Origin of the sequence: Coprococcus sp. LG101-27 (genome assembly GCF_027695515.1) — a bacterium.
In the GTDB taxonomy this organism is placed as follows: domain Bacteria; phylum Bacillota; class Clostridia; order Lachnospirales; family Lachnospiraceae; genus Allocoprococcus; species Allocoprococcus comes.
Map to the genome: position 1 here is coordinate 212,007 of NZ_JAQEUJ010000003.1, position 23,235 is coordinate 235,241.

21 protein-coding genes and 1 riboswitch are annotated in these 23,235 nt (G+C 42.6%); of the genes, 15 read left to right on the forward strand and 6 right to left on the reverse strand.

The annotated features are described in order from the left end of the window. Positions 1-24: 24 nt before the first annotated feature. From PG766_RS04815 to PG766_RS04840, 6 genes are all read left to right on the forward strand, one after another. Entirely contained in the window at positions 25-519 is a 495-nt protein-coding gene (locus tag PG766_RS04815; RefSeq protein ID WP_008368677.1) for an NUDIX hydrolase, read from the forward strand. Between the two features lie 122 nt (positions 520-641). Continuing rightward, positions 642-1,094, forward strand: a complete 453-nt coding sequence (locus PG766_RS04820; RefSeq protein ID WP_118198615.1) for an AfsR/SARP family transcriptional regulator — start codon at positions 642-644, stop codon at positions 1,092-1,094. A gap of 275 nt (positions 1,095-1,369) precedes the next feature. Next, positions 1,370-2,878 (forward strand): SpaA isopeptide-forming pilin-related protein, encoded by a 1,509-nt coding sequence (locus PG766_RS04825; RefSeq protein WP_270590539.1) that lies wholly within the window; start codon positions 1,370-1,372, stop codon positions 2,876-2,878. Beyond that, positions 2,875-3,702 (forward strand): class C sortase, encoded by an 828-nt coding sequence (locus tag PG766_RS04830; RefSeq protein ID WP_270590540.1) that lies wholly within the window; start codon positions 2,875-2,877, stop codon positions 3,700-3,702. Before PG766_RS04825 ends, PG766_RS04830 begins: the two co-directional genes overlap by 4 nt. Positions 3,703-3,723: 21 nt before the next feature. Next, positions 3,724-4,221, forward strand: coding sequence for a hypothetical protein (locus tag PG766_RS04835; protein ID WP_117557271.1), 498 nt, complete (start codon positions 3,724-3,726; stop codon positions 4,219-4,221). 81 nt (positions 4,222-4,302) lie between these two features. Continuing rightward, complete coding sequence (locus PG766_RS04840) at positions 4,303-4,806, forward strand: NUDIX hydrolase (RefSeq protein ID WP_270590541.1); 504 nt, start codon at positions 4,303-4,305, stop codon at positions 4,804-4,806. A 115-nt stretch (positions 4,807-4,921) separates the two neighbouring features. Here PG766_RS04840 and PG766_RS04845 read toward each other — a convergent pair whose 3' ends face one another. Then, complete coding sequence (locus PG766_RS04845; RefSeq protein WP_270590543.1) at positions 4,922-7,456, reverse strand: GAF domain-containing hybrid sensor histidine kinase/response regulator; 2,535 nt, start codon at positions 7,454-7,456, stop codon at positions 4,922-4,924. Positions 7,457-7,639: 183 nt separating this feature from the next. Between PG766_RS04845 and PG766_RS04850 the strand changes: the two genes are divergently transcribed. The 5 genes from PG766_RS04850 to PG766_RS04870 all read left to right on the forward strand — a co-directional run bounded on the left by PG766_RS04850 (position 7,640) and on the right by PG766_RS04870 (position 14,846). Next, positions 7,640-9,124, forward strand: coding sequence for a C69 family dipeptidase (locus PG766_RS04850; RefSeq protein ID WP_117557277.1), 1,485 nt, complete (start codon positions 7,640-7,642; stop codon positions 9,122-9,124). A 401-nt stretch (positions 9,125-9,525) separates the two neighbouring features. After that, positions 9,526-10,935: a magnesium transporter gene (gene mgtE, locus PG766_RS04855; RefSeq protein ID WP_022219946.1), complete on the forward strand. Its 1,410-nt coding sequence runs from the start codon at positions 9,526-9,528 to the stop codon at positions 10,933-10,935. Between the two features lie 249 nt (positions 10,936-11,184). Continuing rightward, a complete protein-coding gene (locus PG766_RS04860) occupies positions 11,185-12,258 on the forward strand; it encodes an ABC transporter substrate-binding protein (protein WP_055296616.1) in 1,074 nt (357 codons plus the stop codon). Continuing rightward, the gene (locus PG766_RS04865) at positions 12,248-13,945 is read left to right on the forward strand and encodes an ABC transporter permease (protein WP_022219948.1); all 1,698 of its coding nucleotides are present in this window, start codon (positions 12,248-12,250) and stop codon (positions 13,943-13,945) included. Before PG766_RS04860 ends, PG766_RS04865 begins: the two co-directional genes overlap by 11 nt. Further along, a complete protein-coding gene (locus PG766_RS04870; protein WP_055155484.1) occupies positions 13,917-14,846 on the forward strand; it encodes an ABC transporter ATP-binding protein in 930 nt (309 codons plus the stop codon). Before PG766_RS04865 ends, PG766_RS04870 begins: the two co-directional genes overlap by 29 nt. 80 nt (positions 14,847-14,926) lie before the next feature. On the opposite strand, the gene PG766_RS04875 is transcribed toward PG766_RS04870, so the two are convergent. From PG766_RS04875 to thiS, 5 genes are read right to left on the reverse strand one after another with little or no spacing between them, the layout of a single operon-like run. Further along, positions 14,927-15,490: a thiamine phosphate synthase gene (locus PG766_RS04875; RefSeq protein ID WP_195479118.1), complete on the reverse strand. Its 564-nt coding sequence runs from the start codon at positions 15,488-15,490 to the stop codon at positions 14,927-14,929. Beyond that, complete coding sequence (gene thiH / locus PG766_RS04880) at positions 15,483-16,697, reverse strand: 2-iminoacetate synthase ThiH (protein WP_022219951.1); 1,215 nt, start codon at positions 16,695-16,697, stop codon at positions 15,483-15,485. Before thiH ends, PG766_RS04875 begins: the two co-directional genes overlap by 8 nt. Before the next feature lie 12 nt (positions 16,698-16,709). Beyond that, positions 16,710-17,486 (reverse strand): thiazole synthase, encoded by a 777-nt coding sequence (locus PG766_RS04885; protein ID WP_118198621.1) that lies wholly within the window; start codon positions 17,484-17,486, stop codon positions 16,710-16,712. Between the two features lie 26 nt (positions 17,487-17,512). After that, a complete protein-coding gene (gene thiF, locus PG766_RS04890) occupies positions 17,513-18,154 on the reverse strand; it encodes a sulfur carrier protein ThiS adenylyltransferase ThiF (protein ID WP_008368611.1) in 642 nt (213 codons plus the stop codon). A gap of 6 nt (positions 18,155-18,160) precedes the next feature. Then, the gene (gene thiS, locus PG766_RS04895; RefSeq protein ID WP_008368609.1) at positions 18,161-18,358 is read right to left on the reverse strand and encodes a sulfur carrier protein ThiS; all 198 of its coding nucleotides are present in this window, start codon (positions 18,356-18,358) and stop codon (positions 18,161-18,163) included. A gap of 468 nt (positions 18,359-18,826) precedes the next feature. Then, positions 18,827-18,931: riboswitch (TPP riboswitch) on the reverse strand. Between the two features lie 339 nt (positions 18,932-19,270). Here thiS and PG766_RS04900 point away from each other — a divergent pair. From PG766_RS04900 to PG766_RS04915, 4 genes are all read left to right on the forward strand, one after another. Continuing rightward, positions 19,271-20,965, forward strand: coding sequence for a carbon starvation CstA family protein (locus tag PG766_RS04900; protein WP_118198622.1), 1,695 nt, complete (start codon positions 19,271-19,273; stop codon positions 20,963-20,965). 160 nt (positions 20,966-21,125) lie between these two features. Then, complete coding sequence (locus tag PG766_RS04905) at positions 21,126-21,611, forward strand: MarR family winged helix-turn-helix transcriptional regulator (protein ID WP_118198623.1); 486 nt, start codon at positions 21,126-21,128, stop codon at positions 21,609-21,611. Beyond that, on the forward strand, positions 21,604-22,938 hold the full coding sequence (locus PG766_RS04910; protein ID WP_118198624.1) for an MATE family efflux transporter: 1,335 nt from the start codon (positions 21,604-21,606) through the stop codon (positions 22,936-22,938). Before PG766_RS04905 ends, PG766_RS04910 begins: the two co-directional genes overlap by 8 nt. A 152-nt stretch (positions 22,939-23,090) precedes the next feature. Then, a complete protein-coding gene (locus PG766_RS04915; protein ID WP_022219980.1) occupies positions 23,091-23,228 on the forward strand; it encodes a hypothetical protein in 138 nt (45 codons plus the stop codon). Positions 23,229-23,235: the final 7 nt, after the last annotated feature.

Sequence of the window (23,235 nt, forward strand, 5' to 3'; positions counted from 1 at the left end):
TTTGTGTATGAAAGGGAACGTAAAATGGTAAAATTAAGCACACTTTGTTATATTGAACAGGATGGAAAATATCTGATGCTTCACCGGACTGTCAAAGAAAATGATATCAATAAAGACAAGTGGATCGGAGTAGGCGGTCATTTTGAAAAAGGGGAAAGCCCGGAGGAATGTCTTCTTCGTGAGGTATGGGAAGAGACGGGATACACGCTGACATCCTGGAGATATCGTGGGATTGTAACCTTTGTATATGGCGAAGATGTAGTAGAATATATGTCGCTTTATACGGCAGATGGTTTTACAGGAACGCCGATTGCGTGTGATGAAGGAGAACTGGAATGGGTAGAAAAGTCTAAGATCGGAGAACTGGAATTGTGGGAAGGGGATCGGATCTTTTTTGAACTCCTTGAAAATGAGCAGCCGTTTTTCTCATTAAAGCTTGTATATAACACAGATGATGTTCTGGAATATGCAGCGTTAGATGGAAAAGAGATGAAAGATTTCAGAAGAAGAGAGTGTTAAAGTGGAATGTCGAATAGTGTGAAAAAGTTACGAAAGTAATGTTTTGGCATGGAATGTTGAGTCTGCTCATTTGGATAGTGTATGATGATAAAGATTCTCATTAAATGAAGGGGGAAAAGAGAATGTATAGTGAGTTGACAAAGATGGAAGGGAAAAGGATTGTAATCCGCACATTCGGTTATTTTGATATTTTTGTGGATGGGGAAACGATTCCTTTTTCATGTAAGAAAGCCAAAGAACTGTTGGCACTTCTGGTTGACAGAAGAGGAGGATTTGTGACGACGGGGGATGCGATCAGTTATTTATGGGAGGATGAATGTACAGAAAAAAGAATAAAAGATAAATTCCGCAAAGTGATAAAAGAACTTCGGAGAACGTTAAATGCATACGGAATCGAAAGAGTCCTGCATCGGGTAAATCAGGAGAGCCGTATCCGCACAGAGCATGTGGAGTGTGATCTGTATGACTACCTGGAGGATGAGGAAAAACATAAAAAGCTGTTCAAAGGAGTGTATATGACGAATTACAGCTGGGCGGAAAACACTTTGGGAACGTTGTTGAATCAAAAAGAATAATGGGGAATATAGCAAAAATCGGGAGACTGTTATCAGACAGCCTCCCGATTTTTTTGAAGAGATTTTATTGGACTACACATTCTTTGTATAGTTTTTTGATTGTGAATGTCTGCTGTAAAAGGAATAAAAAATGAATGGTTCAAAAGATTTTGTAAAAGAAACGAAAAAAGGATGAAAAAGAAACGGTTTCTGGACGGAAAAGAAACGGAAATCGGTTGTATGGATGTGTAAAATGAGGAAAGGATCCGAAAATAAAAAGAAAGAGAGGAAAAAGAATGAGACAATTGAGACGGCTGTTATCCGTTTTGGTAATGGCAGTAACGATCGTGGGGATGTCGATGACGGCATTTGCACAGGAAAGTGTATCGGGGGCAGGAGGTAATGGCAGTATTACGATTGAGAATGCATCAAAAGGGATTCATTATACAATTTATAAGATATTTGATGCAAAAGTGAATACGGAAGGGACTTCGGTAGCATATACAAAAAAAGATATTTCTGAAAATCCTTATTTTAAAAAGGATTCAGCAGGAAATATAACTGCGACTGAGGATGCATATGAAGCTGGATCTAAAGAGCAACTTTCTGAAGGGGCAATTGCCTGGATAAAAGAAAATGGAAAGGAAGTATGCAGTAAAACTTCCGATGGCTCTATATTAAAAATCACCGGTCTTCCATACGGCTATTATTATGTCACCAGCACTTTAAAAGATGGCGGTATGATCATGGTAACGAGTGTTGCAAAAGACGCGCAGATCGTGGACAAAAACAGTAAGGAGCCGCAGTGGACTCCGGGGAATGACGGGAATGCCGGAGGGAAAAGTATTGTACTTGACGATGGTAAACAGGTAAAGGAAAATAATGTCAGTATCGGTGAAACGGTTCATTTCCGTTTACAGATCAACACCTCGAATTATGTTGCAGACAAGCAGATCAAGGAATTCATCATTGAAGATACTCTTCCGACTGGATTTGATGCAGCAAAGATCACATCTGTGATGATTGAAGAAGAACCGCTGGAACAGTTTGAAAATACAACTTTCCCGGTTACGATCCCTTGGGCAGCGGATGAAGGAGAAAATGGCTGGAAAAATCTTTATGATACCGGGGCAAGAATTACCATTGATTATACGGCTGCGTTAAACGATAAAGCAGTGATCGACGGTGAAGGAAATAAGAACAGTGCCAGATTTTCATGGAATTATACGACAGAGGAACCGGGAAAAAGCTCGATAGAGGATTCTACAACAACAGATACCTATGCGGTTGTGATCCAGAAGGTCAATGAAAAAGGAGAGGCACTTACCGGAGTGGAATTTGAAGTGCCGTTCCCGGTTCAGGCAGAAGAAGAAAGCGGTGTGTATACTGTAAAAGGCGGACAGACCGGAAACGGAAAGGTGAAAGCCGGAAGTGATGGAGCTGTGGTGATCAAAGGTCTGAAGATGGGTGATTACAGAGTTACAGAAACAAAAGCACCAGAAGGATATAACAAGCTGACGGAGTCATTTCTGGTAAGTGCCGAAAAGATCAGGGCGACAAGGACGGACGCCAGTACATATCTTGATGAAAACGGAAATGTTACAGAAAGCGAGACTGAGACAAAGGTAACTTATACAAATGCAGATTTTGCAGCAAAGGTAAAAGTTGTTGTAAATAAATCAGGAAAACTTCTTCCGGGGACAGGTGGAACAGGTGAAATGATCTTTACGGTCAGTGGAGTACTGATTGCAATTGTTGCAGGAGTTGTCCTGTTGAATGCAAAAAGACGAAAACGAATTGTATGATAGTGAATGAGCCGGAACGAAGGGGAAGAATTTTCTTTTTTATATGGACAGGAATCCTTTTTGTGGGAATCGCGGTCATGCTCTATCCAAAAGTCGGAAAGATCTGGAATGCCGGTCGGCAAAGCAGGGTGGTAGATGGATATGAAAGGTCAGTGGAGAAGCTGGATGCCAGGAAGGAAGAGGAAATAATCGCACAGACAAGAGCGTATAATGTGATGCTTCTGGAACAGAATAACCCAGTGCCGAATGACAAAAATGCTGATAGTTATGGAACACTTTTGAATATGACATCTGACGGTGTGATGGGATATCTGGAAATTCCGGCAATCCGGTTGAAACTTCCGATTTACCATGGAACGGGTGATTTTGCAATCTGCAATGGCGCAGGACATGTGGAAGGAAGCAGTTTCCCGATAGGCGGAAAGGGAACACATGCGGTGCTTTCTTCCCACAGAGGACTGCCGGGGGCGAAACTTTTCTCGGATCTGGACAAGCTGAAGGTGGGAGACTATTTTACAATTACAGTGCTCCGGCAGACGATTTTCTATCAAATCGATCGGATCGATATTGTAGAACCGGAGGAAACGGGACTGCTTGCCCTGGATAAGGAGAAGGATTACTGCACATTACTGACATGTACGCCTTACGGTATCAATACCAAACGGCTTCTGGTGCGGGGCGTACGCTGTGAGGTGACGGAGAGAGCGGAGCCGATCCGGACAGGCGAGAAGACGTATCGGGGATGGTACGCTGTGATCGGACTGAATCTGTTTGTGGCAGGCGTGATCTTGTGCTGGAAAAGGAAGAAAAAAAGAAGAGGATAAATATAAATGAGGGGGATAAAAATGCAGACAGTATTTGCTGAAAAAACAGAAGACCGGTCGCTGGATGATAACAGACATATCGGGGAGCTTTTCTTTATCCGGATGTACTGGGAAAAAGGGAGGATTCCGTCTGGAAATATTCTGTACTGGAAGGATGCCAAAAGAGAGGATGCACAGATCAATTTCACAGGATTTGACGGGCTTTTGCTGTATCTGGATGAAACTTGCGAGCAGAATGGTGTATTACTGCGGAAAGCACAGGTCAGGAGAAATCAGAAAAGAAGACGGTATCTTGAAGCGGGAAAGGAACTGGAGCTGGTAAAAAAATCGGAGCATGCAGCTGTTTTCTGGTTAAAAGTAATGGGACGGGAGTTCGCATCTTTTCAGGGAATAGTGCATATCTGGGGAAGAGATTATCCGTACCGGAGCGGATTTGAACTGATTATACTGTTGAAAGATATTGTAGGATTTACAGAGAGAAGGAGTGTAAGGAAAAACTGGAAGGCAGAGAGAAACTGACGATAAAGGATTGTGAAGTTCTGAAAGACATATTATAATGACATAAGAAACTACAGACAAGAAGAACAGGAGATGCAGACAATGGAATTATGGGATATTTATGATGCAGATAAGAAACCAACAGGAAGAACGATGAAGCGCAATGACTGGTGTCTGAAGAACGGGGAGTATCACCTTACTGTTCTTGGCGTTGTAGCAAGACCGGACGGGAAATTTCTGATCACTAAAAGGGTAATGACGAAAGCCTGGGCACCGGGCTGGTGGGAGGTATCCGGCGGTGCTGCGCAGGCGGGAGAAGCGTCTTACGATGCTGTATTAAGAGAAGTCAGAGAAGAAACAGGACTGGATGCAAGCCGGGCAGACGGAGGTTATCTTTTCACTTACAAGAGAGAGAATCCGGGGGAAGGAGATAATTATTTCGTAGATGTGTATCGTTTTGTGATGGATATTGATGAAAAAGATCTCCATCTTCAGGAGGCGGAGACAGATGGTTATATGTTTGCAACATTAGATGAAATTAAGGCATTTGCGGCGGAAGGAAAGTTTCTGCATTATGACAGTATAAAGAAAGCATTTGAGATGTAAGTAAAATAAAAATCGGATTATCGGGGAAATGACAGATCGCCTGATAATCCGATTTTTTATAAAACAGAAACTCTGAAAAAATATGCAATACATAGCGAGTATCTGTTTCTTTCTGCTACTTGCAATATGATGCAATCACTTTCAACACCTTATCCATTTCCAGTGGCTTTGCGAGATGCTCATTGATTCCGGCATTCTTTGACTTCTGGATATCTTCCGTAAAAGCATTGGCGCTGAGGGCAATGATTGGAACCGTTGTGGCATCAGGGCGGGAAAGCCCGCGGATCGCCTTTGCGGCATCCAGACCATTCATAACCGGCATCATAATATCCATAAGAATGATGTCGTATTCATATGGCTTTGATTTTTCAAAAAGCCGGACGGCTTCTAGTCCGTTGATGGCTGTGGATACATTAAGTCCTGCGGCTTCCAGAGAGAAAACAGCAATCTCAAGGTTCAGTTCATTATCCTCTACAACAAGAATATGAAGATCCGTAAGATCTGCCGGAGTATCAGTGGCAGTTTCCGCAGAGGCGGAAGGTTGATGCTCGTCAATGGTAAATGGCAGGATCAGAGTAAAAGTTGAGCCGACATTTTTTTCACTTTTCAACTGGATCGTACCGCCCATTTCCTGTACCAGTCTGTGAACGATCGCCATACCGAGCCCGGTCCCTTTGTAAATCGTCCGGGCACCGGTATCTTCTTGTGCAAAAGGTTCAAAAATATGCTTCTGAAATTCCGGACTGATACCGATACCGGTATCAGAAATTATAAATTTGTAAATAACATTCTGATGTACCTGCCTGATGATCTTTGCGTGTATAGAGATCGAACCACCGGGCTTATTGTATTTAATTGCATTGCTTAAAAGATTCATGAAAATCTGACGGATATGTAATGGACTTCCGATCAGATAAGGATATTTTAAACTGCCCGGTTTTATTTTTTTCAGAGTGATATCAAGCCGGGAAGCCTGTGCCTCCAGCATACTCCAGCAATTGTCAAGGATCTCGCGGATGTCGAATGGTATCTGTTCAAGGAAGAATCGGTCTGTTTCCATCCGCTGCATATCCAGGACATCGTTGACAAGAGCTTTTAAGTGAAAAGCAGCAGTACGCATTTTCTCATGACACTCCAGCAGTGCTTTGGGATTTGTTTCATTTTTCTGTGCAATATCAAGCATTCCAAGAATTCCGTTAAGAGGGGTGCGGATATCATGTGACATCCGGTTGAGGAAGTCGGTCTTGGCTGTATTTGCCTGATTTGCGGATTCGACCGCCTTAACCAGCTCCTGCTGGTAAGCCAGTTCTTTCTGCTTGTAATCATCGATGATCTGGGTTACATAAAGAATTTCTGTAACATCGTCATCAGTGTCGCGGTTCTGGACGATAAAGGTGGCACGGCGCCAGATCCCCTGTGGAGATGGATACTCCCGGCTTATAAAAAGCTTTCCGTGCAGCCGGTCATTTACCGTTGTCAGATCAAAGAAATACTGCATGATCTCGTGATGTGACGGTGCAACCATTTTCTCAAGGATATCATTTAACTGCGCAGTGGCGGAAGTGACAACTCCGGTCGGTGTATAGTTCTGGTTGGCACCGGCAAGCTTTTCAATCCGGTCTTGAATCAGATCGATATGGTAAATTGCATGATAAATCTGACTGGTTGCAGCGGTCAGGTTCTGGTATTTACGTTCATTTTCGATATTACGGGTGACATCCTGATGGTATCCACGGATGCATATTCCATTTCCCTGATAATCCGGATAGAGGATACCGCCACATCGTATCCAGATCTGTCCAAGTAACGGATGATTCCATGGGTATGTGATTTCTGAATAACTTTCGTGAATGACCTTCTGTATATAATCAAGCACCGGGGTTACGTATTTGGGAGGAAGCCGGTGATACCAGAACTGATAAACTTCTTCAGGAGACATCTCTTGTGACACACCAAGAAGAGTACACATTGTAGGATTTGGGTGCAGCCGGGGAGCTTTAACGCCATCCATCTCAAGCGTCCAGATACCGATCTGTGCGCCACGAAGAATTTCGTCCATCTCCAGCTGATAATCCAGACGGGATTTGGAGGCAACAACCTCCAGGCGCATCTGCTCATTCTTATGATCTTTGATCATGGTTCCGACATATTTTCCAAGAAGGGACAGCAGGCGGTGGAGCAGGTTGGATTTCTCCATATCCGGATTATCTACGCCAACGAAACCAATCAGCTTTTCGTGTACAGAAATAGGAAAGGCGATCAGGGTAGAAACGTTCTGAACTTTTAACAGTTCATATTCCAGAGGCATAGATTCACGGTAAGCCTCCAGATCTTCGATCAGAATATTTTCACCATGAAGAAAAACCTCGATCCATTTTGGCATGCTTTCAAAAGGAATATCATGCAGATTCCGGATCTGCGGGGTGACTCCTGCGGCGCACCACTCATAAGTATTGGTAGAAGTATGATTTTCACTGGTTTCAAATACATAAGCACGGTCGGCGTCTGTAAATTCTCCGAGCGATTTGAGCATAAAATTGATACCGTCAGCCAGATCCTCTGCTTCATGAAGCAGGGAAATCTGATCTGTCATAAAACGTTCGGCTTCCAGCTCAGCATATAAAGTTGCATTATCCTTGTCATTATTCATAAGGAAATCCCTCTCGAGTAAAGTGTAAAGTTTATAAAATTACTTTACCTTGTTTTTACGAATTCGTCCACGAAAAATTTAAAATATATACAAATTGTCTGGTGGTTGAAAAAAAGAAGGAATGATTCTATAATTTCAATTAGACGAAAAGATTTTGTCAGGAGATAACAGGAGGAAAATGAAATGGCTTGTACAACAATACTGGTTGGAAAAAAGGCATCGTATGACGGCTCCACGATGATCGCAAGGAATGATGATTCACCGTCAGGCGCTTATATGCCGAAAAAATTTGTGGTGATCCATCCGGAAGATCAGCCGAAGGTATATGAATCAGTGATTTCGCATGTGAAAATAGAATTACCGGAGAATCCGATGCGTTATACCGCCATGCCGAACGCAGTCAAGGGGGAAGGAATCTGGGCGGCAAGCGGGGTAAATGAAGCGCAGGTAGGAATGACGGCAACCGAAACGATCACATCCAATCCACGTGTGCTTGGAGCGGATCCGCTGGTTACATATCAGCCGAAGTCAGACGACCAGGAAGAAATTGCAGGTGGAATCGGGGAAGAGGACATTGTATATATCGTGCTTCCTTATATCCACAGCGCAAGAGAAGGCGTGCAGAGACTTGGAAGTATTCTCGAGAAATACGGTACTTATGAGATGAATGGAATTGCATTCGAGGATGTAAATGAGATCTGGTGGCTGGAAACAATCGGCGGACATCACTGGATTGCCAGAAAAGTGCCGGATGAGGTTTATGTGGTGATGCCGAACCAGCTTGGAATGGATGAATTTGATCTGGAAGATGCACTTGGTGAGCAGAAAAATTATATGTGTTCTCCGGATATGAAGGAATTCATTGAGAAATATCATCTGAACCCGTCCATGGATGGAACCTTAAATCCAAGAGATGCTTTTGGAAGCCATGATGACTCGGATCATGTATACAATACACCGAGAGCCTGGTTTATGGAACGTTACCTGAATCCAAATTCATACAGCTGGGACGGACCGGATGCAGATTATACACCAGTATCCGATGATATTCCGTGGTGTATGGTTCCGGAAAAGAAGGTTACAGTAGAAGATGTAAAATATGTTCTGTCTTCACATTATCAGGGAACACCTTATGATCCGTATGGAGCTTACGGGGACAAATCAATGAATGGTGCTTATCGTTCCATTGGTATCAATCGAAATGATTTTATGTCTTTGATCCAGATGAGACCGGATCAGCCGGAAGATTCCCGCGCAATTGAATGGGTGGCATTTGCATCAAATGCATTTAATGTAATGGCTCCATTCTATGCAGATATTGATGAAACACCGGAATATTTTGCAAATACGACAGGGGAAGTTTCAACAGAGAACTTCTACTGGTCAAGCAGAATGATCGCTGCGATGGCAGATGCTTCTTATAAAAAGTCTATTTTCCATATTGAGCGTTACCAGGAACATGTGATGGCAAAGGCACATCAGATCATAAACCGGTATGATGACGATCTTACGAAAGAAAGTGATATAGCAAAGCGTATGCAGATCAAACGGGAAGCGAACCGGGAGATTGCGAAGATGGTGAAGAAGGAAACTTCGGATACACTGTCTAAGGTTTTGTATGAACTGAGCAATCAGATGAAGAATTCTTATGCGAGATCGGATGCATAAATAAAATGCGAGTGGGGAAAGAAGAGGGCAGAAAAATCATAAAATGATGTAAGTGTTAAAATAAGAAAAAAGTTGATAAAAAAATAATTTTATAAACAGAAAGGTTTGAATTTTGTAGACTAAGGTATTATAATAGCGTAGGAAGTTGAAAACTTCTTAATCAAATTCAAACAAAAGGCAGGTGAACAGAATGGACAGTTGTGATAGTCATGGGCGAAGTATATACGCAGGATGGGAAAATGGCAGCAGTTCATTCTGTTTGTTCGTATAGCATTTCTTATCCTGTTTTCCCGTATTGACATTCATAATTGAATATTGGATGAAAGACAGAAATGTGGAGAATTTTAGACTTTGATTCTGCATGTTTTTGTGCTGGAAAAAGGATAAGGAGGGCGAAAGTTATGGAAAATACACAGGATTATCAGGACTACCAGGACTATAGAGCTGAGATCCTGGGCATTGTAAGAAGCAATGCCTCTCCGGGAATTATGAGAAACAAACTGGAAGACTACCATGAGAATGACCTTGCAGATGTATTCCCGGATCTCTCCGTTGCAGAGCGGCGGAAATTGTGCCGGATTCTGAATCTGGACATGCTTGCGGATATCTTCGAGTATATCGATGAAAAGCAGGCTGCTGAATATCTGGATGAGATGGATGTGCGGAAAGCAGCAGCAATTCTTTCCAGAATGGAAACAGATGCGGTTGTAGATGTACTGCGGATGATTCCAAAAGAAAAGAGAGCTCTTTTGCTAGAGCTGATGGATGATGAAGCCAGAAAGGATATGGCAGTTATTGCTGCATTCGATGATGAAGAGATCGGTTCAAGAATGACCACGAATTACATTGAGATCAGAGAGAATCTTACTGTAAAGCAGGCGATGACCGAACTTGTCAGTCAGGCAGCAAAAAATGACAATATTTCTACAATTTTTATGGTGACAGCGGATCACACCTTCTACGGTGCGATGGATCTGAAGGACCTGATCACGGCAAGACAGGATACACGTCTTGAGGATCTGATCGTGACATCATATCCATATGTATACGGTCATGAGCTGATTGATGACTGTATCGAAAAATTGAAAGATTATTCGGAAAATTCTATTCCGATCCTAGATAACGATAATAAACTTCTCGGTGTTATCACATCCCAGAGCATTGTAGATTTGGTCGATGATGAGATGGGTGAAGATTATGCGATGTTCGCTGGTCTGACTGCAGAAGAAGATTTAAAAGAGCCGCTCAAAGAGAGCATGAAAAAACGTCTCCCTTGGCTGCTTGTTCTGCTGGCACTGGGAACAGTTGTATCTTCTGTTGTAGGTGTATTTGAGCAGGTAGTAAGCCAGCTGACGATCATTATGTGTTTCCAGTCACTGATCCTGGACATGGCAGGTAACGTCGGTACCCAGTCACTGGCGGTAACGATCCGTGTTCTGATGGATGAATCACTGACAGGAAAGCAGAAAGTAGAACTGGTATTCAAAGAGATGCGGATCGCATTTTCAAATGGTGCGATTCTTGGAATTTTGTCATTCCTCGTATTAGGACTTTATATTGCACTTTTCAAAGGAAAGACCTGGACATTTGCGTATGCGGTATCCGGCTGTATCGGTCTGTCTCTGATGGTGGCAATGGTAATTTCCGGTGCGGTGGGTACACTGATTCCTCTGTTCTTCAAGAAGATCAATATCGACCCGGCGGTAGCGTCCGGACCACTTATTACAACCATCAACGACCTTGTTGCGGTTGTAGCTTACTATGGACTGTGTGGTATTTTGCTGATCGGAGTGCTTCATCTGGCGGGATAATTATAAAAGAGAGTAAAACGAAGTGCGTGTAGGATATAAATGCTTTTACTGAATAAAACGGTAAAGACAGTACAGTATCCCACATGCATTTCTTTTATAGAAAATAAAAATAAAAAATAGATAGAAACTATAGGAATGATTATCTATAGAGAAAAACAATTTGAAAATTAAAATATCTGGTGCTAGAATGTAAAAAGCATGTCGGAATAATATCAGAGATATGTTAAAGGGAGGAATATTATGAAAAAAATGAAAAAATTTGCAGCTCTTCTCCTTGCAGTATCAATGGCAGCAGGTATGGTAGCCTGTGGAAGCTCAGATAAAAAGGAAGAGACTACAAAAAAAGAAGAAACCAAGAAAGACGACAAAGAGACAAAGAAACTGGAAGGAACTCTGAAGGTTGTTACAACAGGTGATGCTTATCAGCCATTATTTGATAAGTTTACAGAAGAAGTAGGACCGAAGGTAGAATTTATTTCCATGTCTTCTGGAGAAGTATTGTCAAAGCTCAAAGCAGAAGGTGGAACACCGGCAGCTGATCTGTGGTTCGGGGGCGGAATCGATGCATTTATGGATGCAAAAGATAATAACCTTCTTGAAAAGGTAGATTTTGATGCAGCAGATGATCTTGCACCGGAATATAAAGACAGTGATAATTACTGGTTCTCTAAAGGTGTTACAGTTGTAGGATTTATTGTTAACAATGATATTTTAAAAGAAAAAGGACTTGAAGCTCCAAAGTCCTGGGATGATCTTACAAAAGAAGAATATCAGGGTGAAGTTCTGATGTCTAACCCGGCTATTTCAGGAACAAACTACGCAGTAGTAAATGCACTTCTTCAGACAAAGGGAGAAGAAGAAGGCTGGAAATACTTTGAAGATCTGAATAAGAATGTAGATTATTACTCAAAACGTGGTTCTGATCCGAGCACTAAGACTGCAGCCGGTGAAGTTGGAATCGGTATTACTTATATTGATGGAACTTTAGATGAACTGAAAGAACAGGCAGATGTTGAAGTTGTATATCCGACAGATGGAATGCCATATGTTCCGGAAGGTGTTGCAGCATTTGCAAATGCAGAAAACACAGAAGCAGCAAAAGCATTTATCAAATGGTTCTTCTCAGATGATGAAAATATGAAGATGCTTGCAGAAATCGATCATAAAAATACTTGTTTATTAGTAAAACCAAGTATAGAAGGACTTGAACTCGATTTTGACCAGAGCAAACTGATGAAAGAAGATCTTTCACTTTTTGGAGCAGAAAGAACTACAATTCTTGATAAGTGGAATACTTTGATGGGAGATAAAGGTGAAGAATAGAAAACCTAGAGAAAAACGGGCATCATTTTATGATGCCCATTTTTATAATATTTTAGATTATTTTATATTAGCAGTGCTGGTAGCAGGTGTGTTGATCTTTATTCTGTATCCGCTTCTTTGCATGATCAGACAGAGTTTTGTGGGAGAAGAGGGATTTTCGACAGAAGTTTACAAGAGCATCTTCAGTGCCAATCTGCAGCTTGTAAAAAACAGTGTTTTTGTAGGTGTTTTATCCGCATTCTTTTCAACAATTCTGGGGCTGCTTGTATCAATCTGTGTATGGACAGCAGGGAAGAAACTGGGCAAATTTCTGGAAGCGATTTTGCTGATCAGCATGGTTTCGCCGCCGTTTATTGCTTCGCTCGCTTATATCCAGCTTTTCGGAAGAAACGGTCTGATCACAAAAGGAGTGTTCGGACTTTCGCTGAACCCGTATGGATGGCTTGGTGTTGTTGTAATGCAGACGTTATTCTTTTCTTCATTAAATGCACTGATGATTATCGGAATGCTGAGGAAAATGGATATGTCGCTCGTAAGAGCATCTTTTGATCTTGGGGCATCCTCTGGGTATACATTGTGGAGAATTGTTGTACCACTGTTAAAACCGGTACTACTCAGCTGCTTTTTGCTTTCGTTTATCCGGTCGATCGCTGATTTTGGTACGCCGGTGGTAATCGGAGGACGTTTTGAAACGGTTTCTACAGAGATTTATATGCAGGTAATCGGGTATTCCAGACTGGATAAGAGTGCGGCACTTAATGTACTGCTTCTGATCCCGACGATTCTTGTTTTTATCCTGTACCGCTATCTAATGCAGAAAAATGAAAAAGTCATCAGCGGAAACAGTAATAAGACGGTAGAAGCGGGAGATACATTCCGGGTTCGTGGGTTGTCAGCAGTGATTGTATGGCTGGGCGCAGGTATCTTTTTTGTAATGATGGCGCTTGAATACGGATCCATTTTTCTAAACAGTTTCAGTAGAAATTTACGTGGGAAAATCACATTTACAACGATGTATCTGGACGCACTTCTGGAACGGAATATGGATACATTTATCCGAAGTGTGGAATATGCGCTTATTGTAGCAATAGTCGGCAGTCTGATCGGTATTTTACTTTCGTATTATATTGAAAGACGAAAGATAAAATTTGGCGGAGTACTGGACTTTATTATTACACTTCCGTATATGCTTCCAGGAAGTTGTTTTGGAATCGGATATATTCTGGCATTTAATCATGAACCGTTAAAACTTACCGGAACAGCGGTCATTGTTATCTTGAATATGATTTATAAACAGATGTCAATTACAACGAAGGCTTCGGCATCCTCCCTTTTGCAGATCAGTACAGAGCTTGATGCAGCAGCGCGGGATCTTGGAGCGAATAAATTTCTGGTAATGAAAGATGTCATTCTTCCGAATGTAAAGCAGGCATTTGCAACGGGATTTATCAATAATTTTACAAGTGCGATGGTTACAGCAGGAGCAGTTATTTTCCTGGTGACACCGGGACAGAAGATTGCAGTATTTACATTATTTGATTGCATTAACACAGGTCGGTATGGAGAAGCATCTATGATTGCGACATTTATTATTGTGATCACAATTTCAGTAAATGTGCTGTTTTCAATAATTGTTGCATGGAAAGGGAAAAAGAAACGTGTATTTAGAACTGAAAAACATAAGTAAAAGTTTTGGTGAAAAAGAAGTAGTAAAAGATTTATCACTCTCCCTTCCAAAGGGAGAACTGTTGTGTCTTCTGGGAGCATCCGGCTGTGGAAAAACGACAACACTCAAAATGATAAGTGGATTTTTAAAAACAGATAAAGGGCAAATCCTGGTTGATGGCCAGGATATCACCACACTGGCTCCGGAGAAGCGTCCGGTATCGACTGTTTTTCAGTCTTATGCATTATTTCCACATATGAGTGTTCTGGAAAATGTGATCTATGGTCTGAAGTTCCGTGGTATCCGAAAAAAAGAAGCCAGAGAAATGGGTATGGAATATTTGAAAATCGTAGATATGGAAGAATATGCCGGGGCATCGATCGGGGAAATTTCCGGAGGACAGCAGCAGAGAGTAGCACTGGTCAGATCTCTGATCACAAAACCGAAGGTGCTTCTTCTGGATGAACCGCTTAGTAATCTGGATGCGAAACTCCGGGTAAAAATGAGGGAAGAAATCCGTGAAATCCAGAAGAAATATGAAATTACAATGGTTTTTGTAACGCATGACCAAGAAGAGGCAATGGTACTTGGAGATCAGATCGCTATTATGGATCAGGGAAAGTTGGTTCAGATTGGAAAGCCGGAAGAAGTGTATCTGCATCCACAGAATGATTTTGCAAGAGATTTCCTTGGAATATCCAACCGTTTTACTGATATCCATGGAAATACAATATGCTGCAGACCGGAGGAACTGGAATTTGCAGCAGAAGGTTCTGTGAAAGGAATTGTAAGACAGGAAGAATTTCTTGGGTTTTACAGACAGTATTATGTTGAAACAATGAATCATGAACATATTATTGTACGGACAGACAGAAATATAAAAGTAGAAGCTGGCAAAGAAGTGCAACTTCGGGTGAAATAAAAAAGACACTGTGCAAGGTGACAATATCAGTTTGATATGCTACCCTGCATAGTGCCTTTTTTATTTTGAGGAATGACCGGTCAGACGTGCATCATCCCTGACATCACACAACCTCCTGCAGCACCGGCATTTTTCAGTTCGTGCAGTTGTGTTTCATCAATTTTGATTCCGCCAATGCCATAAACCGGAATCTGCACAGCTTGGCATACATTCTGCAGAAATGGAAGTCCCCGTGGCGGGAGCCCTTTCTTGCAGTCGGTAACATAAATATGTCCTGCTGTGAGATAGGAAGTTCCCAGCTTTTCCGCTTCGACTGCTTCAGAAACAGAATGGATGGAAGTTCCAACTGTATGAAAATCGGAAACCACTTTCGGATTTTCAAGCAAAAGTGGAAGTGGTAAATGTAGCCTGTCGCAGCCGAGTTCTCTCGCAACGGCTGGATAAAAATGCGGAATAAATGGAACTTTAAACTGTTCGCAGATTTCCTTCACCTGCCGGGCAAGAGAAAAATATTCCTCTTCCGGCAGATCTTTTTCACGCAGGATCAGAGCTTTCGGATGCAGCTTGCAGACACGGGTAATCTGTTCTGTAAAAGGACGGGAACAGAGATGGCGGTTTGTTACGGCAATAAGATCTCTATACATAGATATAATCACTCATAACCGGCTGCATATTGTTGGAAAGAAGTGCCTGATAAACCTCATCTACGGAACGTCCGTCAGAAATCTCGAACTGGTCATCTCCCTTATCCTCAATATCATCCACATGGCTTCCGATTCCGGTGCTGACTCCGGCAGAGATTTTTGTTGCAGAAATCTGTACCAGATTGTCTCTTACACGCGCACATTCTCTTGTGGATACCGTAATGCTTGCAAATGGCATAAACAGACGATAAGCGCAGACTACCTGAAGGAGCTGTGGCTCATGGACGTCCATCGGATTGATCCGGTCGTTGTTGATGATCGGACGAAGTCTCGGACAGGAGAAGGCGATTTCGGCATGTGGGTATTTTCTCTGCAGGAGATAAGCATGGTATCCGGTTGCAAAGGCATCCTTGCGGAAATCATCAAGTCCGAGAAGTGCTCCGAATCCGACACCGCGCATGCCGCCCATCAGTGCACGTTCCTGGGCATTGACACGGTATGGGAAGATCCGTTTGTGTCCGGCAAGATGCAGGGTTTCATATTTGTCAGAATTGTAAGTCTCCTGGAATACGGTTACATAATCGGCACCGCACTCGTGGAGGAATGCGTATTCGTCCGAGTTGACCGGATAAATCTCAAGTCCGATGACTTTAAAATATTTACGGGCGATTTTGCAGGCATTTCCGATATATTCCACCGTGGATTTGCTACGGCTTTCACCGGTCAGGATCAGGATCTCCTGAAGACCTGTTTTGGCGATGGCTGCCATTTCTTTTTCAATTTCTTCCTCATTTAACTGTGCACGGTTGATCTTGTTGTGGCAGTTGAAACCACAGTAAATACAATAGTTTTCGCAGTAGTTTGCAATGTAGATCGGAGTAAACATGTAGACGCTGTTTCCGAAATGTTTTCGTGTCTCTGCCTGTGCAGCCTGTGCGATCTCCTCAAGAAGAGGAAGTGCGGCAGGTGAGAGAAGTGCAGCGAAATCCTCCGGTGTACGGATGTCATGCGCAATGGCGCGTCTTACGTCAGCTTCGGTATATTTTTCATAATCATAAGCGTTCATGGCACTTATGACCTGATCCATTACGTCAGATCCGATATCTTCCATTCCCGGAAGGTAAGTCATATGATCAATGCGGTTTTTCTTCTGGTCTTCCAGAATTTCTTCACTTAAAATACTTTCGTTGATATGTGAATTTTCCATTTTGACTGCCTCCTAATTCTCTAAGAATCCTGTGAGAGGTGAGGATGCGCTTGCGCCTCTTTCGATGGTGCGTCCCAGTCCGGAAAGATAAGCACTGCGTCCGGCTTCGATGGCTTTCTTGAAAGCTTCTGCCATGGCAGGAACATCTCCTGCAGTTGCGATAGCAGTATTTGCCATGACAGCGGAAGCACCCATTTCCATGGCTTCACAAGCCTGGGAAGGGCGACCGATTCCGGCATCAACGATGATCGGCAGATCGATCTCATCAATCAGGATCTGGATGAAATCCTTTGTGCTGAGCCCTTTGTTGGAACCGATTGGAGAGCCGAGCGGCATAATGCAGGCAGCTCCGGCATCAGCAAGTGCTCTTGCAGCATTCAGATCCGGGTACATATACGGCATGACAACAAAGCCTTCTTTTGCAAGGATTTCTGTTGCTTTGATGGTTTCGTAGTTGTCCGGAAGCAGGTATTTGGAATCATGAACGACTTCGATCTTTACAAAGTCGCCGCATCCGACTTCACGGGAAAGTCTGGCGATACGGACTGCCTCCTCAGCATTACGTGCACCGGATGTATTTGGAAGCAGGGTTACATTGTCCGGAATATAGTCCAGGATATTTGCAAGACCGCCTTCATTTGCGCGACGCAGGGCAAGTGTGATGATCTGAGCTTCTGCTTTTTCGATACAGGCTTTTACAAGATCCAGAGAAAATTTACCGGATCCGAGAATAAAACGGGAAGTGAATTCATGACCTCCCAGGATAAATTTATCTTCATTTGTACTCATAATAAAGTTCCTTCTTTCTTATATTTTTAAATTTCTTCTTCACCGAGGATCAGCCGCGTGATCATGTTGGCTTCATGTGCGGCACAGATGGCAACACGCGGCGCCATCAGTCCATGACCGTAAGTTGGTGCTGTCACGCCATCACCACACAGATAAAAGTTTTTCATGATCCGTTTTGTGATAATGGTATTGCTACTTCCATAGCCGGCCATTCCGGTTGCGGATACGAGCTTTTTCTCTGGAAAATGTTCCAGAATTCCATTGACCAGCATTGCTTTGGCTTCCGGATTATCAAAAGCTTCGCAGACAATTGTGGCATCTGCAAATAATTCCTGCAGATTATCGTCCGTAACTTTTACACAGTCCGTGCGGATATCCAGATACGGATTGATCTTCAGAAGCAGGGATTTCAGGGCATCGGTCTTGTACATTCCGATATGCTCCATGAAATATTGCTGGCGGTTCAGATTGGTAATGTCAACTACGTCAAAATCAATCAGGTGAAGATGACCGACACCGATCCGTGCAAGCGCATAAGCAACATTAGAGCCAAGGCCGCCAAGCCCTGCGATCGCTACATTTCCTGCCGAGAGAAGCTTCTGCGTCTCCGGTGAATGTCGCTCGTCAAGGGCGGTGTAGATTTCTTCTTTTGTAAGTGTATGATACATGATTTCTTAGCCTCCTCCTACAAAACTTACAACCTCCAGACGGTCCCCGTCTTTGAGCATGGTGTCAGAATAGCTGTATTTTGGTAAAATATCACCATTCATTTCAACGGCGATTCGTTTGATCTGATAATTGTTTTGTTCCAGATAATCCGCAACACTGAGCGGTCCGGTCAGAGTAACTTCTTTACCATTAACTGTAATCATGGAAAAACCTCCTTTCAAAACGGAAAAGTTCTTGAAAATGAAAAAAGAGTCCACAAAGAATTACACCCGTGGTGGTGTACCCCTTCATGAACTCTCGCCCAATCTCAACTTTACCTTATTCATTTTCGTGTAAACCCTGGTTGAATGTGGAATTTCATGATGTTGGGGTCAAAAGGTATTTTGACCCCTTTGATACCAGATTGCTACGTGCTTTGCACTCTCGCAATCCTCAAAAACATTCGTAATCCGTTCATTTTTCTTTGAAAAATGGCTACTTACTCATGTTTTTGGCGGGTCAAGAGGTCAAAAATCCTCTTGCAAGCAAGCTTGCATCAGCTTTCTGACCTTTTGACCCTGGTATCATTTCATATTATTATAAGAAATCCTGTTTCTCAAATATCATCAGAGTATGCTGATGGTATTTGACGCCGTATATCAAAAAAAGAGAGATACCAATGTATCTCCCGTTATCATCAAAATATACGTTCCTACGTTGGCATTATCCAAATCAGGTATATGGGTCGAAGTTCTGAACTTCCTCTCAGCCTGTCAAACAAGCTCCCCGTTTCATTTACAAAATTCAGTATAGTTCGGTTGAGGAAAAATGTCAATATCAATATAAAAATATATCCGGGCATATTCTGGAGTCAGATACAGGTGCCACGGACAAGTTGTATATTACAGGAGTGCTTTTATAGAACGGTCATATGTTTTTGTAACGCGGAGCATGGAAAAATGCACAAAAAAACAGAGTATACTCTAAAAAATCATGTGAACGTGACGAAATTGCGTGAAGTCCATTGACAAATAGGCTTTAAAGAGTTAAAACACCACTATAGTAATTTGATAAAATTTTTATTTATCTTATTAAAACTTAATTATATTAACTGGAAGAGAAAGAGAGGGATTAGTATGAATACATTAGTTATCGTATTGATCGCAGCAGTACTTCTTAGCTGTGCATATGTATTCTACGGCCGCTGGCTCGCTAATAAGTGGGGAATCGATCCAAAAGCAGAGACTCCGGCAAAGAAATTTGAAGATGGAAAGGATTATGTTCCGACAGACGGATGGACCGTGTTCAGTCATCAGTTTTCGTCAATTGCAGGTGCAGGTCCTGTTACCGGTGCAATTCAGGCAGCAGTATTTGGATGGGTTCCGGTATTCCTGTGGATCATCGTTGGAGGTATTTTCTTCGGTGCTGTTACAGACTTCGGTGCACTGTATGCCAGTGTAAAGAACGAAGGAAAGTCTATGGGACTTCTGATCGAAAAATATATCGGCAAATTCGGACGAAAAGTATTCCTGCTTTTCTGCTGGCTGTTTACACTTCTTGTAATCGCAGCATTCGCAGACATGGTTGCAGGTACATTTAACGCTTACACAGAAGTAGACGGTGTCGTAAAACTTGCAGATGCAGCAAAGACAAACGGAGCTGCAGGAACCATTTCCCTGCTGTTTATCGTATTTGCTATGATCTTTGGCCTGGTACAGAAAAAATTCCGGTTCCACGGATGGAAAGAAACAGTTGTCGGTCTTGTATTTACAGTAGCTGCTCTTGGCCTTGGTATGTTAGCACCGATCACAGCAACAAAAGATACATGGACTTACATTACATTTGTATATATCTTCTTTACAGCAGTACTTCCGATGTGGATCTTAAAGCAGCCTCGTGATACCATGACAACTTACATGTTCATCGGTATGATCGCAGGAGCTGCACTGGGACTTCTGGTTGCACATCCAACCATGAACCTTCCGGTATTTACAGGCTTCCACAATGATACACTTGGAGATATGTTCCCGATCCTGTTCGTTACCGTGGCATGCGGTGCTGTATCCGGTTTCCACAGCCTTGTTTCATCAGGTACATCTTCTAAGACAGTATCTAATGAAAAGGATATGCTGAAGGTTGGATACGGAGCAATGGTTCTGGAAAGTCTTCTTGCAGTTATCGCACTTTGCGTAGCTGGTGCAGCTGCAGCAGCAGACGGAACACCGGCAGCCGGAACACCATTCCAGGTATTCTCAAGTGGTGTTGCAGGATTCTTTGAAATGTTCGGTATCCCGGTTTATATCGCACAGTGCTTCATGACTATGTGTGTATCTGCTCTGGCACTTACCAGTCTGGATGCCGTTTCACGTATCGGACGTATGAGTTTCCAGGAACTCTTCAGTGTAGATGATATGGAACATGCAGAAGGATGGAGAAAACTCCTTTGCAATACATATTTCTCAACAATCGTGACTCTGTTATGTGCTTACGTTCTGACACGTATCGGATATGCAAATATCTGGCCACTGTTCGGATCAGCAAACCAGTTACTGTCAGCACTTGTACTTGTAACACTTTGTGTATTCATGAAGGTAACAGGAAGAAGCAACAAGATGCTGTTCGCACCGCTGATCATCATGCTTTGTGTAACAGGAACCGCACTGGTAGAGAGAACCATCGGACTTGTAAAAGCATATGCAGCAGGTTCCGCTACTTTCCTTGTAGAAGGACTTCAGCTGATCATCGCAGTTCTGCTGATGGCACTCGGACTTGTTATTGTGATCAATTCTCTGAAGGCTTACTTTGGAGCTAAGAAAGAGTCTGAAGCTTAGGATTTATAAAATATGACGAAAAGGGATGGCTTGTCAAAATGATGGGCTGTCTCTTTTTTTGATTGACATTTTCAAAAGATTGCCCTAAAATACTTAGGAAACGAAGTATTTAATGCGAAAATTAATAAAGTAAAATATCATAAGGGCAAGGGAGATTATCATGCAGACAGGAAAGAAGATCAATCAGATTTCCAACCGTCTCCGCAGACGGTCCAGGGCGATCCAGGAAACAATCGAGATCAGTGGTGCACAGGGGAATATTTTAAATTATATTTTAGTAGAATCTCAGAACAGATCTGTCTATCAGAAGGATATTGAACAGGAATTCGGACTTCGTCCTTCCACGGCAACAGAGACACTGAAATCTTTGGAGAAAAATGGACTGATAAAAAGAGAGACTGATCCAAATGATGGAAGATATAAGAAAATCGTATTTACTGAAAAAGCAGAGCAGATAGAAGCTGTGCTTAAGAGTGAGATCGAAGAGTCGGAAACGATTTTGCTGCAGGGAGTGACAAAAGAAGAACGGCAGGAATTTCTGCGGATCGCAGAGAAAATGTTGCAGAATCTGGATACTTTTCCTGCGAATACGGTAAAGAAAAACGCAGGCAGAAAAAAACAGCACGGAGGACGGACAGATGAATGAAAATGAACTGATGGGAAGTATGAAGGTGTCAAAAGCCGTTGCGAAGATGGCAATACCAAGCGTGATCAGCAGTCTGGTCACGGTTGTCTACAATATGGCAGATACCTTTTTTGTTGGACAGACTGGGGATCCACTGCAGGTAGCAGCGGTCAGTCTGACCAATCCGATATTTATTTTACTGATGGCATTTGCAAATATGTTTGGTATGGGTGGAAGTGCCGTTGCATCTATGGCGATGGGAGAAAAAAATGAGAAACGGGTAAAGAATACATCGGCATTTGTAACCTATGCATCACTGATCGTCGGGATTTTATTTGCTTTGATCCTGATTTTCTTTATGAAACCGATCCTTTACACATTTGGTGCGAACAGTCAGACTTATGAGATGGCAAAAGGTTATACATTTCACGTTTCCTATGGCGCACCATTTATCATCTGGTCAGCAGCGGCAAGCTTTATCGTTCGTGCGGAAGGTGCAAGCAGTGAGGCGATGATCGGAAGTATGATCGGTACAGTTGTCAACATTGTTCTGGATCCGGTATTTATCAGCGGACTTGGAATGGGGGCGGCAGGGGCTGCGATTGCGACAACAATCGGCAATATTCTGGCAAGCATTTATTATCTCTGGTATTTCATGAAAAAGAGTAAAAGCTTTTCTGTCAGCCCGAAGTATTTCAAATGCGGAGAGCAGGTTTTATCAAGGGTATGTTCGATCGGTTTTCCGACCGCAATTTTTTCAGCACTGATGAGTGTATCAACGATCGTGCTGAATCAGATTCTGGTCAAGTACGGAAATGCACCGGTGGCGGCGATTGGAATTGTATTCAAGGCAAATATGTTTATTACCTTCCTTCAAATGGGACTTGCCAACGGCGTGCAGCCGCTGATGGGGTACAATTTTGGGGCAGGCAATCAGAAACGTTTTATGGAAGTGGACTGTTTTACGAAAAAATGCTGTCTGGTCGTTGGAATCCTGGCGACGGCATTATTTTTCTTTTTTCGAGAACCAATTATCCACCTGTTCATTAACGATAAAGACGTTATATATTATGGCGTGAAAATGCTGGTCGCATATATGGTTTCCGGACCGTTTATCGGAATCCTTTTTGTAAATATGAACTGCATGCAGTCTACTGGAGATGCACTTCCTGCAACGATTCTGTCGGTGCTCCGACAGGGACTTCTGCTGATTCCCTTACTGTATCTGTTGAATGCAGTGTTCGGATTAAACGGAGTCATTTACGGACAGGCACTTACGGATTGCGTGGCGATTGTATTGTCCATGTATATCTGGGGAAGAAAGAAGAGAAAATTAAAGAGTGAATAAGTGAGAGAAAATCAGGTGTCGGGGGTGAGACCTGATTTTTTCTTGCTTATAAATATAACGTGCAAAGTGGAAAGAATCATTGCGGACACGCATATAATAGTCAGGTACAGGAAATAATTCATCTGAATAAATGTAAGAAAGAGAGGCTGTTTATGGAAGAGCGAGATGATCTGGAACAGATGGCATTTATACAGAAGTGGAATGACGGAAAGGCAGAACGGGAGAAAAAGCGAGAGCAGATGTGGAACGGGATTCTGGAGAAGGCTGGGATAAAGAAAGAAGAAAAGTAAAAAAGAA

Coding starts and splice junctions, on each gene's coding strand:
- PG766_RS04815 (WP_008368677.1), top strand. CDS start 25: ATGGTAAAATTAAGCACACTTTGTTATATTGAACAGGATGGAAAATAT.
- PG766_RS04820 (WP_118198615.1), top strand. CDS start 642: ATGTATAGTGAGTTGACAAAGATGGAAGGGAAAAGGATTGTAATCCGC.
- PG766_RS04825 (WP_270590539.1), top strand. CDS start 1,370: ATGAGACAATTGAGACGGCTGTTATCCGTTTTGGTAATGGCAGTAACG.
- PG766_RS04830 (WP_270590540.1), top strand. CDS start 2,875: ATGATAGTGAATGAGCCGGAACGAAGGGGAAGAATTTTCTTTTTTATA.
- PG766_RS04835 (WP_117557271.1), top strand. CDS start 3,724: ATGCAGACAGTATTTGCTGAAAAAACAGAAGACCGGTCGCTGGATGAT.
- PG766_RS04840 (WP_270590541.1), top strand. CDS start 4,303: ATGGAATTATGGGATATTTATGATGCAGATAAGAAACCAACAGGAAGA.
- PG766_RS04845 (WP_270590543.1), bottom strand. CDS start 7,456: ATGAATAATGACAAGGATAATGCAACTTTATATGCTGAGCTGGAAGCC.
- PG766_RS04850 (WP_117557277.1), top strand. CDS start 7,640: ATGGCTTGTACAACAATACTGGTTGGAAAAAAGGCATCGTATGACGGC.
- mgtE (WP_022219946.1), top strand. CDS start 9,526: ATGGAAAATACACAGGATTATCAGGACTACCAGGACTATAGAGCTGAG.
- PG766_RS04860 (WP_055296616.1), top strand. CDS start 11,185: ATGAAAAAATTTGCAGCTCTTCTCCTTGCAGTATCAATGGCAGCAGGT.
- PG766_RS04875 (WP_195479118.1), bottom strand. CDS start 15,490: ATGTATAGAGATCTTATTGCCGTAACAAACCGCCATCTCTGTTCCCGT.
- thiH (WP_022219951.1), bottom strand. CDS start 16,697: ATGGAAAATTCACATATCAACGAAAGTATTTTAAGTGAAGAAATTCTG.
- PG766_RS04885 (WP_118198621.1), bottom strand. CDS start 17,486: ATGAGTACAAATGAAGATAAATTTATCCTGGGAGGTCATGAATTCACT.
- thiF (WP_008368611.1), bottom strand. CDS start 18,154: ATGTATCATACACTTACAAAAGAAGAAATCTACACCGCCCTTGACGAG.
- thiS (WP_008368609.1), bottom strand. CDS start 18,358: ATGATTACAGTTAATGGTAAAGAAGTTACTCTGACCGGACCGCTCAGT.
- PG766_RS04900 (WP_118198622.1), top strand. CDS start 19,271: ATGAATACATTAGTTATCGTATTGATCGCAGCAGTACTTCTTAGCTGT.
- PG766_RS04905 (WP_118198623.1), top strand. CDS start 21,126: ATGCAGACAGGAAAGAAGATCAATCAGATTTCCAACCGTCTCCGCAGA.
- PG766_RS04910 (WP_118198624.1), top strand. CDS start 21,604: ATGAATGAAAATGAACTGATGGGAAGTATGAAGGTGTCAAAAGCCGTT.
- PG766_RS04915 (WP_022219980.1), top strand. CDS start 23,091: ATGGAAGAGCGAGATGATCTGGAACAGATGGCATTTATACAGAAGTGG.